Here is a 13,124-nt window from a genome sequence, read left to right on the forward strand (position 1 = left end):
GGGAATGTCCGAACCATTAAAAATCTACAACACAGCGGTCGAAGTGACCCTCGAGGTCATCGGAGGCAAGTGGAAGCCGGTGATATTGTTCCATCTGACTTTCGGCAAAAAGCGGAACGGCGAGCTCATGCAGCTGATGCCCGATGTGACGCAGAAAGTGCTGACACAGCAGCTTCGAGAGCTGGAAGAGGATGGAATTGTCAATCGAATTTCGTACAATCAGGTTCCTCCCAAAGTAGAATACGAGCTAACGGAATACGGTGCGAGCCTGAGGGCGCTCCTTCATCTGATGTGCCGATGGGGAGATACGCATGCCGAACGCGTATTCGGTGACAGAGCCAAAATACTCTCTGGGTCAACCGTTGCGGAACAGGGCTAACATAGGAGGACAAACACCGGTCTCGACCCAACGATGACCGGTGTTTACGTTGCCCCAACTCATCCTGCGACTCACGGAATGACCTTACGTTGGCGCAAATCCTCGAAGATGTCCAGGAACATCTGCTCTGTGTCCATAAATTCGTGAAAACCGAAGCGGCGAGCTTTGGTGCCGTCGGCAAAGAAATCGTAATCCCAGGAGAATACAAAGTCCCCGAATTTCCAAGAGGATACGTCCTTGTAGCTGTTGTTCTCCAAGCCGTATTTTTCTACCATCCGATTCCATAGCTCTTCTTTATCGGCCATGACTACATCCAATGACATTTGCAGCGGGGGAGCGGTCTCCAATCCGAAATAAGCGGCAATTTTGGGCCACATCTCGTTCCAGCGGAATAGATCGCCATTGGTAATATTGAATGCCTGATTCGCGCACCGCTCATCCGTCGCAGCCCATACTGTAGCTTTGGCCAGCAAGCCGGCATCGGTCATCTCCAGCAGGCTGTTATACGCGCCAGGCTTCCCGGGATAACGGAGCGGCAACCCGAGCTCCTTGGAGATGGAAGCATACATGGCAATAACCATTGCCAAATTCATCGGATTGCCCAGCGCGAATCCGCATACAACCGAAGGACGGATCGCCGACCATGTCCAGCGGCTGCCGATTTGCCTGCGTTCGAGAAACTGCTGCTGATCGACGTTGAACTCCGGCGGCATATGGTATGCGTCGGTTTCCTTTGCCGGCGTTTTGAAAGGGCCAAGATGTGCGCCATATACTTTATAGCCTTGCATCAGGCTGATATGCTGCAGTCCGGGAGCCGAAGGCTCGATCGCATTAACTACATTGACGAGCATGGCCAGATTCGGTGCAACCAGCTCCGCCCAGGTCGGACGATCCTGATAGGCTGCATAGAAAATATGGGTGACTTCCGTTAAGCTGCTCAGCTTCTCCTGTGAATCCTGTTCATCCAGCAAGTCTACTGCTACATACCGAACTCGTGCGGTGGACTTTCCACCCCGGCGGGAAACTCCGATAATATTCCAATCGGGAAGCTGCTCCAAATACTCAATCAAATTCCTTCCAATGACTCCATTAGCGCCAACTACCAGTGCGGTTTTATTCAATGCATTATCTCTTGTTTCCATCCGAATCCTCTCCATTTCCTGTGTGATTTCTACTTCATTGTGCAGCATGAAGCTAGGGTTGAACAGTACGCACTTTGAAGTCATATAGGAACCTGGAGGTAATGAAAGAATGTGAAAAGAAAAATAATAGGGAATATTTATTCAGTTTAACCCATCTACGCAGAGATATATGGACTTCTTATCCTTACTTCCTGATATACTAAGAAAAGGACCATGGCTTTACCTGAAGTTGTAAAATAACCTAATAGAGAGAAGGTCGCTGATGAAGTTTCAAGATTATGTCTACGAACGCCCGAATATGGAGCAATTCCGCAGCGAATTTACGTCATTGCTTGAGCGATTCAACGCCGCCTCCACATTGGAGGAGCAGGACACTGCGATGGAAGCGATTAACGCCGCACGTACGAGAGTATCGTCCATGTTTGCCATCGCAAGAATTCGTTATTCCATCAATACCGCAGACGCCGGGTATAAAGCGGAGCAAGACTACATAGACGAGCAGTCGCCGGTGTATCAGGGGCTGATTACAGACTACTATAAGGCGCTGGCCGGCTCTCCGTTCCGTGCGGAGCTGGAAGCGAAGTGGGGGCGGCAATTGTTCGAGACGGCCGAGCTTTCCGTCAAAACCTTTTCACCAGACATTGTCGAAGACCTCAAAGAGGAGAACAAAAAAACCAGCGAATACATAAAGCTCGTAGCTTCGGCCAAAATCGAGTTCGACGGTCAAGAGCGAACGTTATCCCAGCTCGCTCCTTACATGCAATCGACAGATAGAGAGATTCGCAAAAAAGCGACCGATGCGCGATATTCGTTCTACGAAGCGAATGAACAGGCGATCGATGAGATTTACGACCATCTCGTGCATTTGAGGACGCGCATCGCCCGCAAGCTGGGCTACCGCAGCTTCACGCAGCTCGCGTACGACCGGATGGATCGGACGGATTACGGTCCAGAACAGGTCGCCGAATTCAGAAAGCAGGTGATCGAGCACATCGTTCCGGTAGCCTCCGAGCTTAGCGAACGGCGTCGCGTCCGTCTTGGACTCGACTCGCTGCGGTACTATGACGGTCTTTCTTACTTAACCGGCAATCCGACGCCCAAAGGGGACCCTCATTGGATCGTGGAGAAGGCGAGAGCGATGTACGCGGACATGTCGCCGGAGACGGATGAATTTTTCCGGTTCATGCTGGATAACGGCCTGATGGATTTGGAGAGCAAGCCGGGCAAGCGGGTCGGCGGATACTGCTCCTATATTTCAGCGTACAAGGCTCCCTTCATCTTCTCCAACTTCAACGGTACGTCGCACGATGTCGATGTTCTCACGCATGAAGCGGGGCACGCATTCCAGGCGTATATGAGCCGCGGTTTTGCCGTACCGGAATATATTCATCCTACGCTTGACGCTTGTGAGATTCACTCGATGAGCATGGAATTTTTTGCTTGGCCGTGGATTGACTCCTTCTTCGAGCAGGATACGGATAAATATAAGTTCTCTCATCTTAGCGGAGCGATTACCTTCATTCCATATGGTGTCGCGGTTGACGAGTTCCAGCACCGGGTTTATGAGGAGCCGGATATGACGCCTGCACAACGGAAGCAGGTTTGGCGCGAGATCGAGCGCAAATATATCCCGTCTCGCAACTATGACGATATGCCGTTTCTCGACAGAGGGGGCTTCTGGCATCAGCAGCAGCATATATTTAAGAGCCCGTTCTATTATATCGATTACACGCTGGCTCAAATCTGCGCCCTGCAATATTGGAAGTTTGCGAACGACGACCGAACCTCTGCATGGTCGAGCTACTTGAAGCTGTGCCGGGCGGGCGGAAGTCAATCCTTCACTGAGCTTGTAGGGCTCGCCGGCTTGCGCTCTCCCTTTGAGGAAGGGTGCGTTTCTTCCATCATTGGGGATATTCGAGGCTGGTTGAACCAGATCGACGATAAAAATTTGTAATCAGAATAAAGAGGACTTCATTCGAGCGAATAGTCGATGAAGTCCTTTTTTTGATGTTGTACGGATCCTTTGACTTGATATCAGCATAATAGTAAGTTTCCATTGACCCAAAATGACTCCCCAAAGTAATAAATTATGTTAATAATTAATAACATTAAATATCTTCATGGGAAGAAGTAATCTTAATATTAAGACTAACTGCTTGAGAGGACATGGTTCAAAACTCCGCGCAGCAAAACGATGCCTGCACGGATCTCATCCGGCTCCATATGCCCGTACCCAAATAGCAGCTTGTTGACATGCGCGCCTTTTCGGATACTGTGATGCTCTACTGGAGTGACACGGATTCCATTATGCAGGAGGTGAGCGGAGATCGCTTCGTCAAAATAGATGCCCGGGAACTCTACCGCCAGATGCAGACCGGCTGCATCTCCCCAGGAAAGCCATGAATCCCCGAAGCATTCCGTCAAGGTGGATAGCAGCGTTTGCCGGCGCTCGCCGTACAGCTTTCTCATTTTTCCGATGTGCCTGTCAAACTTCCTTGTATGCAGCAATTCCGCCAATGCCATTTGCTCGAATGGAGGATTCTGAACATCCGTGTGGGTCCGAAGATATCGCCATCTTGGGTGCAGTGTGGGTGGAAGGATCACATAGCCGATCCGAAGCGCCGGAAACAGCACTTTGCTGAAGGTACCGACATAGATGACTCTGTCGGGATCCATCGCATAGAGCGGTGCAACGGGATCGCCATAATACCGAAACTCACTGTCATAATCATCCTCCACAATGTAACAGCCGGTTTCACGTGCAAACCGAATTAAGGCAGCACGACGGCTTGCCGGCAATATTCCTCCGAGAGGAAATTGATGAGACGGTGTGACATAGACCGCACAGGGATTGGTTCCGGATAAATCATCTGTTTTGAGGCCGTAAGCATCCACGGGAATAGGGGAAAGGGGGTAACCTTTGTTCACAAACGTTTGCAGCATGCCGATGTTGCAAGGATCTTCAATCAGAATGTCCCGCCCTTCCCGGTACAGCAAATCGGCGATCAAATGAAGGGCATGAGTGGCACCGGCGGTTATGAAGATACTCTGCGGATCTACGGCAAGCCCCTTGGAGCGAAACAGCCATGCGGCGATCTCTTCACGCAGCCTTGCCAGTCCTTGAGGTCCGGTATAGCCTAGCAAAGCAGGCTCCATGTCTTGGCATGTCTTTTGCATGATTTGCTGCCAAAGATATCGGGGAAATTGCCGCAGGTCGGGTTGTCCCGTCCTGAAGTCCGCTGCGTATGAGCGTATTGGCTTTTCCCGCTCCGAGGATGGGTCATCTTGCTTTGATTCCAGGCATAAGCCTTCCGCAACCCGCGTCGGCGCTCCTTGACGGCTTAACACGAAGCCCTCGACAATCAGCATCTCGTAGGCTTCATTCACGGTATTGCGCGACACGTTCAGCTCACCCGCCAGCTCCCTTGTGGAAGGTAAAGCTTCTCCCGCTTCTAATCTCCCGTTCAAGATTTGATCTCTTAACGCTTGATAGATTTGACGCTTTAAGGATATTTCACTTTCTCGATGTAATTGAATTCCCCTCATAAGACCTCCAACTGGATTGCATGAATCCGTGTCGAACTGGTTCTTTTCCCATACCAGTTATTTCCCTATGATTGTAACATAAATTTCTGATTGCGCTTCGACAGGGGAGAAATAAACGGAGGAGTGGTATGGATTTGGAACGCTTGAAAGGGATATTTTATCTGATTTGCGCTTTTTCGTTCGCAGGAACCTCCGTCATAGCTGGAAGGCTTTTGAACGGGCAGATGGGGCCATTCACAATTACTGGGGTCAGTTTGCTCCTAGGCATCCTTTGCTTGCTGCCGGTGGCATGGAGGGGGATCCTATCGGCCATACGTCTTATGACTTTACGAGACTGGACTCTTTTAGGTCTTCAAGCATTATTCGGTGTCTTTTTGTTTCGCATGTTTTTGCTGTTCGGTCTGCAGCATACAAGTGCCGGGGAAGCGGGAATCATTACCGGAGCAACCCCTGCCGTAACCGTTATGTTGGCAAGGGTCGTTTTGAAGGAATCGATCCACCGGACCAAGCTGGCAGGGATCCTTAGTACTGTCGGAGGGATCTTGCTAATCCAAGAGCTGCTGTCGCCAGGTGCGAAGCTGTCCATAATGCATTTGGCAGGCAATGTCCTTGTGCTGTGTGCAGCGATAAGCGAATCCATCTTCAATATTTTGTCTCGTGCCGCTGCAGTTACAACGGAGAGAACACAAAGGGAGCATCTTCATCCGATGGCGCAAACCGCGATTGTGTCGGTTATTTCATTGTTGCTCTGTCTAGTTCCTGCGATTCTAGAGGATCCGATTTCATCGCTTTCCACGATTGGAGTGGAGGCGTGGCTGGCACTGGTCTGGTACGGACCGGTTGTGACGTCCTTGGCATTCATTTGCTGGTATGCAGGCATCAAACGATGCCACGCCTCGACCGCCGCTGCGTTATCGGGCATGATGCCGTTTACTTCCATGCTGCTGTCTGTTCTCGTATTGGGCGAGCATGCCGGATGGCCGCAGTGGGCGGGCGGTATGATGGTTATTATCGGAATGATTCTGATTGGGGGAAGCGACAACCAGGAGCACAAGCCTTCTGAACAAAACGGCGCTAGTTCAAAGCGATCAAATAGATTGACTGCGCATGCTTCCGATTCAAATGGAAAGGTTTTTGAAGGATAAGCCCTTTTCTTGCAAAGCATTTCTTAGGATGGGCATTGATTTCGGTCCCATGCCGTGAAATGCCAAGATCTCCTTCTCGGTATATTGAGAAAGCTCGTGCAAGGAAGTTATTCCATGATGCTTCAATGCGCGTCTTGCCGGTGCGCTAAGCAAGGACATAAACCCGTCGTCTGGCTTACGTTCGTTCTCACAGATCGGGCAGGTAGGGCAATCGCTGCTTTTGTAGTATTGGTGGCCGTTGCTGCAAGTTCTTAACGTTTTGCTCGAAGATGCCATATTCATACTCCTTTGTAAAAGAATAACTGGATCATAGCTTCCATTTTCTCATCAGCGGAACGCCGATCCGGTTGAGCAGCCGGTCGAGCACATACCAGCCAAGCCTGCGAGTCCATGGCAAGTGTGCGTCCAGAACGGCACTGTACTCGATATCCGGCACAGCACCGCGGTTTCGCTTAAATTCGGGAGCGCCCGAGCTCTCGTGCAGCCTCCAGCCGTTCTGCTCGGACAGACTGATGAGCACAGCGGACAGCATCCGGTACAATCCAAGCTCGCGCGGCAGGGAGGTATCATAGCCGAAGACCGGCGTTGTCATGACACCTTCTTTCACGTAAAATCCGAGAACCGCATCGAGTCTTCCGGTTGCCGCATGCCGCAGCGCGTAAATCGACAGTGTCCCGGATAGAAGTGCCTGCGAGAAAAACGCTTCCGTAAACCAAGGATTACACCGGGAATGCTTCTCGAGATAAAGCAGGTCGTATAAAGCCTTAAGCCGGGGAATATCGGCTACATCTAATTTATCACCCGCTATCACATCGTATCCGTTCTTGCTCAACAATTGACGGTCGCGCTTGATTAGCCACCTTGCTTTTGCATTGGGAGCTGCATACAGGTACACTTGCCGGCTCGGGACGAAGCGGGAGCCTTCCAGACGGAGAGCGTCGATCCAATCTGCATTCAAGCTGGGGACCAGCGAACGGAAAAGAATCGTATGTCCGGGAAAAGCAGCTTGTAACATCCGTAAGCCTTCCGATAGCTGAGCAGGGACCTGCTTCAGATACAAATTCGTAGAGAGCAGCCCGTTATTCACTTGTACGGTTTGGTTCATTCGTCCCGCCTTCAACAGGCAGCCGATGCCGTCCAGCAGCCGACCCAATAAGGATTCAAGAAGCGGGTGATTTAGCTTATACAGCTCTTCCTTAGCGTAAGTAATGTAGTGAGTGAAGGGGGAGCATACATAGCTGTTCTCGTATTCATTGACGTTGACGGTCACTGGAAAGAGCATATCGCCAAGGCGAAGCACATATAGACTCGTTGTTACATTCGCCACATAACGGGTCGCTGAATGCTCAAGCCACGGAAGAAGCAGCTCCGCCGCTCGACGTCCTTCAGACGTGTCGGGAAAAGGGATCCGATGGGATGTTTCACAATCATAAAGCTCGGCCATGGGAGCCTGCGAACATTCTAAACGCAAGTGGTGTGCTTCTCCTTCCAATAATGAGTTTTTGACTATAGTTACAAAGAGTACTATAATAAACGTAAATCTGTAACTGTAAGGAGGATTATGAGTGATCTATTATGTCAGACTTCGTATTCCAACTTTGAACCGTTAATTTCATACGTTCAAAGGCTCTGTTGCTGTAAACAGAGTAAACGGGATCAGTCTGCCCATTTCTCATAATCTTCATTTTAATACATTTTTGTATTGTGAAGAAAGGCGGATATTCTGCCTTTCTTTTTTTATGTAGATTATTGCTTCCCTTTTACGTGAAAGGGAGGTTTATTGGGTAACGGCTATAACGACATCATCCTCATCTAATAAAAGATGGGTCTTCTTCCCTTTACTCTGAATCACAGGCAAATAGCCTGTGATTTTTTTTGTTGCGAAAGGAAGGGATAACATGACCAAACAGCTAAAAAAAGCGGGACAAATGAGCGAGCTATTGTCTTCATTCCGATGCCCGATCTGCCACAGTGAATTGAGAGTTGTCGATCTAAAAAGTCTGGTGTGCGGCAAAAAACACACCTTTGACTTCGCAAAGCAAGGGTATCTGAACTTCATGACGAGGCCTGTAAGCAGCCCGTACACGAAATCATTATTTGAAGCAAGACACCGCATCATTACGGAAACCGGCTTATTCACTGCCTTGCATGAGACGGTTGCGGAAGTAGTAATGGAGCACACAGATGCTTCAGCACGCCGGTTCACTATGGCGGATTTAGGCTGTGGAGAAGGCTCTCATTTGCAAATGATTATAGACGGTTGTCAGGACCGAGACATTACAGGAATTGGTCTTGATCTATCCAAGGAAGCGGTGCTGATGGCATCGAAACGGCATGAAAGCCCGATTTGGCTAGTAGGCGACTTGGCGAAAACACCTTTCAATGACCAGTCAATGGATGCGCTTCTCACCATTTTATCTCCGTCGAACTACAGCGAGTGCAAGAGAATATTGGCTCGCGGCGGACTTGTCATGAAAGTCGTTCCTCGGGCTCATTATTTGAGAGAACTGCGCGAGGCGCTATTCCCGAACAGCAATAAACCGGTTTATAGAAATACAGAAACCGTGACTTTGTTTAAGCAGCATTTTCAGCTGTTGGATGTCGTTCCGGTAAAGTATACGCGAAAGCTGAGCAAGGAGACGCTCGACTCGTTGGTTCATATGACGCCGCTCTCCTGGTCTGCTGACAGCAACAGGGTCACTGCGTTTATCAATCAAGAGGAAGTCGAGATCACGGTCGACTTGGAGGTTTTGGTCGGCTGCAATCAATAGATGGCAATACAAGATTCAAACTGCACGCGAATTGGAGGTAGTGGACTATGGAAAAAGTATGTATAGAACTAGTAAATATAGAGCTATCGTTCTCAGAACGTACCGTATTGGATATAGAACGGCCGGTCCTTGACTATATAAATGAACGAAGCGATCACGAGGAAAGCAAAATCCGCTCTGCGCTGCATGCGATGGGATTTGCCGGAAACGATTTGAAAAAGAACGTCCGGCAGATCAGCGGCGGGGAAGCGATTCGACTGGTTTTGTGTCAGCTGTTTCTGGGCAGGTACAATGTGCTGGTATTGGATGAGCCGACCAATTTCCTGGACATTTACTGCAGGGAAGCACTGGAACGCTTCTTGAAGGCTTATGAAGGGACTGTGCTTCTCGTATCGCATGACCGGACGTTTGTTGACCGGGTAGCGGATCATGTTTACGTCATCGAGCAGCAGCAGGTGAAGCTGCTAAGATAGTCGTTTTTGTGAGGAAAAAAGGGGACGGTATGTGCCGTTTCCTTTTTTTTGCCTCGATGCAATTTTGATTCCGACGGACCCTTATATTCATTTGATCTCGAATATAGAAAGTAACTCTTCTTTGTAAGGAGGACTTAGATGGTGTCTAACGTATCGCACGCAAATCACCCCCAGCCCTTTACAATCTCAGAAATTTTCAAAGTACCGGAATTAAATGTATACGAGCAAATGGTGTGCATTGTCCTGAGCAGTATGCTCCAAAGCGGAGCCTCTCATCCAACGGTAGCGGATATCGCCGGCATAGGCCGAATGAGCTCCAAGCAAACGTCGGAGGCACTTCAAAGCTTAGTTGAAAAAAGAGTGATACCGCTCAGAGTGTTCCGCGATATACTGGGCGATTATGGCGACAGCCGCCTGTCCTGGGCTGCCAAGGGGATGTTGGTTTATTTGAAACAGCACGAAGGGAATACGTTAAGCGATCTGTACGAGGTGTCAAATGATGATGCAGACCATATCATGATGGAGCTTAAGGAGCTGCAGCGTTTCGGTTATTTGGACGAGCATCCCATTATGCAAGAATTGGATTAGCGGGAAATACAGGGTCCGAATCCATAGAATGGATCGAAATAAGTGCCGAATTGCAAAAATACTACCAATAGAACCAGCAATACACTAGAGACAAATCGTTAATTATTACTTTAAATAGATAAAGTGTGGTTCAACGAAACGGAGTGATAGAATGAGAAAGCCAGCAGCAGCGGCAAGTGCTACCCTGCTGACCGGAATCATTTCCGTCTTCCTTATCGTTCCTGCAAATGCAACGCATGCAGATAAAAGAATGATGGTTGTGAATAAGCAAGCAATTTCCGAAGTGTCATTGCCTAGCAGTACGTTTATTCAGAAGGAAAGCGGAAATAAGGTTGACAACTCGTTGAGCGATGAGATGAGGCTTACGCTGGAAAAGGAAAAAAAGGTTATGGTCCTAAGCGCAGCGCCTGCCGCCGCACCGGTAGCAGAAGCGCCTAAACCGCCTGAACAGCCTGCGCCGGCAAAGCCTGAGCCTACTCCTCCTCCGAAGTTGGAAACTCCTAAACCAAGCCCAACGACTGAAAAGAAGAGTATTTCAGACAGTGATAAGGAGTTACTTGCAAGGCTTGTTACAGCTGAAGCGAGAAATCAGCCCTATTTAGGTCAAGTGGCGGTAGCTGCCGTAGTTTTAAACAGGACGGAATCAGGTAAATTTCCGAAAACGGTGAAAGAAGTGATTAACGCCAATAACGGAAAGGTATACCAATTTTCCCCTGTCAAGAACGGTTCCATCAAAAAGCCTGCTACTCAATCGGCCATACGAGCGGTTGAGGAGGCATTGAATGGCAGCGATCCAACGAACGGATCCTTATATTTTGCCGAGTTAAAGAGCGCGGCACATGTACCTAACAAGAAAGCTAAAGTAACAGTTAAAATAGGTGACCACACGTTTTATAAATAAGAAGGGGATTGCCCCCTTACTCCTTCGTCTTATTGGTTAGTCTTTACATCCTCTCCACGAATCATGCTAATAGTTTATATACCTCTGAATCATCCCCCTAAGCCGGTATCTCGAATTCAAACAAAGGATACCGGATTTTCATTCCTTATCTCATTCGATCCAAAGCAAGCCGCAAACATAGCAATATATTGATAATTGAACGCAATCTGAATAAAGAATCCGAGTGTCCGCTTTGCTATAATCAAAACACCAACATAAAGCGCTTGTAGTTGATAAGCGTTGCTATGAAGCGGTGTGTTTACACATGGAATGGATAAACCGCGCTTTATACGAACGATAAGGGGGATGTATGGTTTGAAAAAGAGACTATCGGTTGTTCTGACTTCATTAACGGCATTAAGTATGCTTGCTGCCTGTTCAGGCGGGAAGCAGGTGCAGGAAAGCGCGAATCCAGGCGGGGCGCAAGCCGAGGCAAAGCCTGTAACCATTAAAATTTATCAATGGGTAGCCGTGTCCGATGACCAATGGCAGCAGTTATTCGTCGAGCCTGTGAAGAAGAAGTATCCTCATATTACTTTGGAGCAAGTGGTCAGAGGCAAAGGCAGCAATCCGGAAGAACTGGTAGCCTCCGGAGAATTCCCGGACGTATTCACCATTTCCAACGATGTCCGGTCATATTCTACGCTTGGATTGACACAGGATATGGGCCCGCTGATTAAGAAAGAGAATATCGATATCAGCAAGTTCGATCCCGCTTTTCTGGAAAGAAACAAAGTGGATGGCAAGACGGTTGCCTTCCCTTTATACAGCAGTCCAACCGCTTTGTATTACAATAAAGATATTTTCGATAAATTTGCTGTTTCTTATCCGAAGGACGGCATGCTGTGGGAGGATATCGTCAGCCTGGCCAAGCAGGTGACCAAATCCGATGCAGGCTTCCAGTATAAAGGGCTGCATCCTCAGAGTATTTTCGCTATGAAAGGCGGAGTGCCGATTGATCTGTTGGATGCCAATACCGATGCGCCTACTATTAATAATGACCAATGGAAGCAGCTGCTGACCCTATATGCCAGTCTGATGTCGATACCGGGGAATGAGCCGAAAGGCACGGCTTTTGCCGATGTGGTCAACGCATTCGTGAAGGACAAAAATACCGCGATGGTCATTTCCAACGTAATGCCTTCGCTGCAGGAAGCAACCAAGAACGGCTTGAACTGGGATATGGTGCAGCTGCCGAGCTATAAAGGCTACGAAGGGCTTAAAGGCTTGGGCGATACGATGTACATAGGCGTGAACAAAGTAAGCAAAAATCAGGACGATGCCATGAAAGTCGTCTCCGTGCTGACCTCGGATGAAGTTCAGACGGTGATGGCCAAGAAATACGGATATTATCCTGTATTGGCAAGCAAAGCCGTTAAAGATTCCTTCGGCGCCGAGATGGAGTTCCTGAAGGGCAAAAACGTGCAGGCGATCTACAAAGGTCAAATCGCGCCTTACAAACCAAGCTCCATGTACTCCGCCCACGCGGATGTTCGCAAAATCTTCAATGCCAAAGTGGCGGACACCGTAGCAGGCAAAAAAGACGTGAACACTGCGCTTCGGGAAGCGGAAGAGGAAATCGTCAAGATCATGCCGCAAATCAAGCAAAAATAACGTTTAACCATGAAGAAAGATTCAGCCCTTAGCGGACTGAATCTTTTTTGATGTTCATGCAATTAATCCTCCGATAGTCTTTGCTGCCGCCACAAGGCATCAAGCTCGGGGAGCAGAAGGACGCTCTCCTGCTCATTCGGATCCGTACGGGCGATAAGAGCGGTACAAGTTTCGGATTCGCTTGGATTGTAAGGGAGATGAGGCATTCCAGCGGGAATATACAGAAAATCCCCTTCCTCGAGCTCCATATGCAGCTCCAGCTTATCGCCATACCACATGGCGGACGTTCCCCGCAGCATGTAAATGGCCGTTTCATGGTTTTCATGGAGATGGGCTTGCGCTCTTTGCCCCGGCGGTATTGTCACCAGAAGCATGCATATGGCTTGAGAGCCGACGCTTTCCTTCGATATCGCTTCCCCGTAATCCAAGCCTTGCTTTCCATGATAAGTTCGATTGGCTCGAACAAGCCTGCACGTACGTTCTGAATCCATTTTCTCTGCACCTCCCTATGAACAAAATATTAGCG

The 13,124-nt window shown here is 48.9% G+C and carries 12 protein-coding genes and 1 pseudogene; 8 read left to right on the forward strand and 5 right to left on the reverse strand.

Features of this window, described 5'->3' with window-relative positions; genetic code table 11:
• Positions 1–4 precede the first annotated feature (4 nt).
• Positions 5–379: a winged helix-turn-helix transcriptional regulator gene (locus ACFQ88_RS05015; RefSeq protein WP_379452568.1), complete on the forward strand. Its 375-nt coding sequence runs from the start codon at positions 5–7 to the stop codon at positions 377–379.
• A 71-nt stretch (positions 380–450) separates the two neighbouring features.
• Here ACFQ88_RS05015 and ACFQ88_RS05020 read toward each other — a convergent pair whose 3' ends face one another.
• A complete protein-coding gene (locus ACFQ88_RS05020) occupies positions 451–1,521 on the reverse strand; it encodes an SDR family oxidoreductase (RefSeq protein WP_379452570.1) in 1,071 nt (356 codons plus the stop codon).
• Between the two features lie 262 nt (positions 1,522–1,783).
• Here ACFQ88_RS05020 and ACFQ88_RS05025 point away from each other — a divergent pair, with 262 nt between their 5' ends.
• Positions 1,784–3,475 carry a M3 family oligoendopeptidase gene (locus tag ACFQ88_RS05025; protein ID WP_239624104.1) on the forward strand — a complete coding sequence of 564 codons (1,692 nt, stop codon included), beginning with the start codon at positions 1,784–1,786 and terminating at the stop codon, positions 3,473–3,475.
• 194 nt (positions 3,476–3,669) lie between these two features.
• Here the strand turns inward: ACFQ88_RS05025 and pdxR are convergent, their stop codons facing one another.
• Positions 3,670–5,067: a MocR-like pyridoxine biosynthesis transcription factor PdxR gene (gene pdxR, locus ACFQ88_RS05030; RefSeq protein ID WP_379452573.1), complete on the reverse strand. Its 1,398-nt coding sequence runs from the start codon at positions 5,065–5,067 to the stop codon at positions 3,670–3,672.
• A 128-nt stretch (positions 5,068–5,195) separates the two neighbouring features.
• On the opposite strand from pdxR, the gene ACFQ88_RS05035 reads away from it, so the two are divergent.
• Positions 5,196–6,212, forward strand: a complete 1,017-nt coding sequence (locus ACFQ88_RS05035; protein WP_379452575.1) for a DMT family transporter — start codon at positions 5,196–5,198, stop codon at positions 6,210–6,212.
• Here ACFQ88_RS05035 and ACFQ88_RS05040 read toward each other — a convergent pair.
• Both ACFQ88_RS05040 and ACFQ88_RS05045 read right to left on the reverse strand, forming a co-directional pair.
• Entirely contained in the window at positions 6,186–6,488 is a 303-nt protein-coding gene (locus tag ACFQ88_RS05040; protein ID WP_379452577.1) for an RNA polymerase alpha subunit C-terminal domain-containing protein, read from the reverse strand. The genes ACFQ88_RS05035 and ACFQ88_RS05040 overlap by 27 nt on opposite strands.
• Before the next feature lie 31 nt (positions 6,489–6,519).
• Positions 6,520–7,683, reverse strand: a complete 1,164-nt coding sequence (locus ACFQ88_RS05045; RefSeq protein WP_379452579.1) for a GNAT family N-acetyltransferase — start codon at positions 7,681–7,683, stop codon at positions 6,520–6,522.
• Between the two features lie 427 nt (positions 7,684–8,110).
• On the opposite strand from ACFQ88_RS05045, the gene ACFQ88_RS05050 reads away from it, so the two are divergent.
• From ACFQ88_RS05050 to ACFQ88_RS05070, 5 genes and pseudogenes are all read left to right on the forward strand, one after another.
• Positions 8,111–8,983, forward strand: coding sequence for a putative RNA methyltransferase (locus ACFQ88_RS05050; protein ID WP_379452581.1), 873 nt, complete (start codon positions 8,111–8,113; stop codon positions 8,981–8,983).
• Positions 8,984–9,099: 116 nt separating this feature from the next.
• Positions 9,100–9,456, forward strand: a pseudogene (locus ACFQ88_RS05055) (ATP-binding cassette domain-containing protein); the annotation flags it as partial.
• 141 nt (positions 9,457–9,597) lie between these two features.
• Positions 9,598–10,044, forward strand: a complete 447-nt coding sequence (locus ACFQ88_RS05060) for a hypothetical protein (protein WP_379452583.1) — start codon at positions 9,598–9,600, stop codon at positions 10,042–10,044.
• A gap of 151 nt (positions 10,045–10,195) precedes the next feature.
• Positions 10,196–10,945, forward strand: a complete 750-nt coding sequence (locus ACFQ88_RS05065; protein ID WP_379452585.1) for a cell wall hydrolase — start codon at positions 10,196–10,198, stop codon at positions 10,943–10,945.
• Positions 10,946–11,299: 354 nt separating this feature from the next.
• On the forward strand, positions 11,300–12,598 hold the full coding sequence (locus ACFQ88_RS05070) for an ABC transporter substrate-binding protein (RefSeq protein WP_379452587.1): 1,299 nt from the start codon (positions 11,300–11,302) through the stop codon (positions 12,596–12,598).
• Between the two features lie 62 nt (positions 12,599–12,660).
• Here ACFQ88_RS05070 and ACFQ88_RS05075 read toward each other — a convergent pair whose 3' ends face one another.
• Complete coding sequence (locus ACFQ88_RS05075; RefSeq protein WP_379452589.1) at positions 12,661–13,089, reverse strand: cupin domain-containing protein; 429 nt, start codon at positions 13,087–13,089, stop codon at positions 12,661–12,663.
• Between the last annotated feature and the right edge of the window lie 35 nt (positions 13,090–13,124).

The organism is Paenibacillus sp. NPDC056579 (assembly GCF_042793215.1).
In the GTDB taxonomy this organism is placed as follows: domain Bacteria; phylum Bacillota; class Bacilli; order Paenibacillales; family NBRC-103111; genus Paenibacillus_S.

What these genes read in the sequence shown, in the direction of transcription:
- ACFQ88_RS05015 (WP_379452568.1), top strand. Translation starts at nt 5, where the DNA reads ATGTCCGAACCATTAAAAATCTACAACACAGCGGTCGAAGTGACCCTC.
- ACFQ88_RS05020 (WP_379452570.1), bottom strand. Translation starts at nt 1,521, where the DNA reads ATGGAAACAAGAGATAATGCATTGAATAAAACCGCACTGGTAGTTGGC.
- ACFQ88_RS05025 (WP_239624104.1), top strand. Translation starts at nt 1,784, where the DNA reads ATGAAGTTTCAAGATTATGTCTACGAACGCCCGAATATGGAGCAATTC.
- pdxR (WP_379452573.1), bottom strand. Translation starts at nt 5,067, where the DNA reads ATGAGGGGAATTCAATTACATCGAGAAAGTGAAATATCCTTAAAGCGT.
- ACFQ88_RS05035 (WP_379452575.1), top strand. Translation starts at nt 5,196, where the DNA reads ATGGATTTGGAACGCTTGAAAGGGATATTTTATCTGATTTGCGCTTTT.
- ACFQ88_RS05040 (WP_379452577.1), bottom strand. Translation starts at nt 6,488, where the DNA reads ATGGCATCTTCGAGCAAAACGTTAAGAACTTGCAGCAACGGCCACCAA.
- ACFQ88_RS05050 (WP_379452581.1), top strand. Translation starts at nt 8,111, where the DNA reads ATGACCAAACAGCTAAAAAAAGCGGGACAAATGAGCGAGCTATTGTCT.
- ACFQ88_RS05065 (WP_379452585.1), top strand. Translation starts at nt 10,196, where the DNA reads ATGAGAAAGCCAGCAGCAGCGGCAAGTGCTACCCTGCTGACCGGAATC.
- ACFQ88_RS05075 (WP_379452589.1), bottom strand. Translation starts at nt 13,089, where the DNA reads ATGGATTCAGAACGTACGTGCAGGCTTGTTCGAGCCAATCGAACTTAT.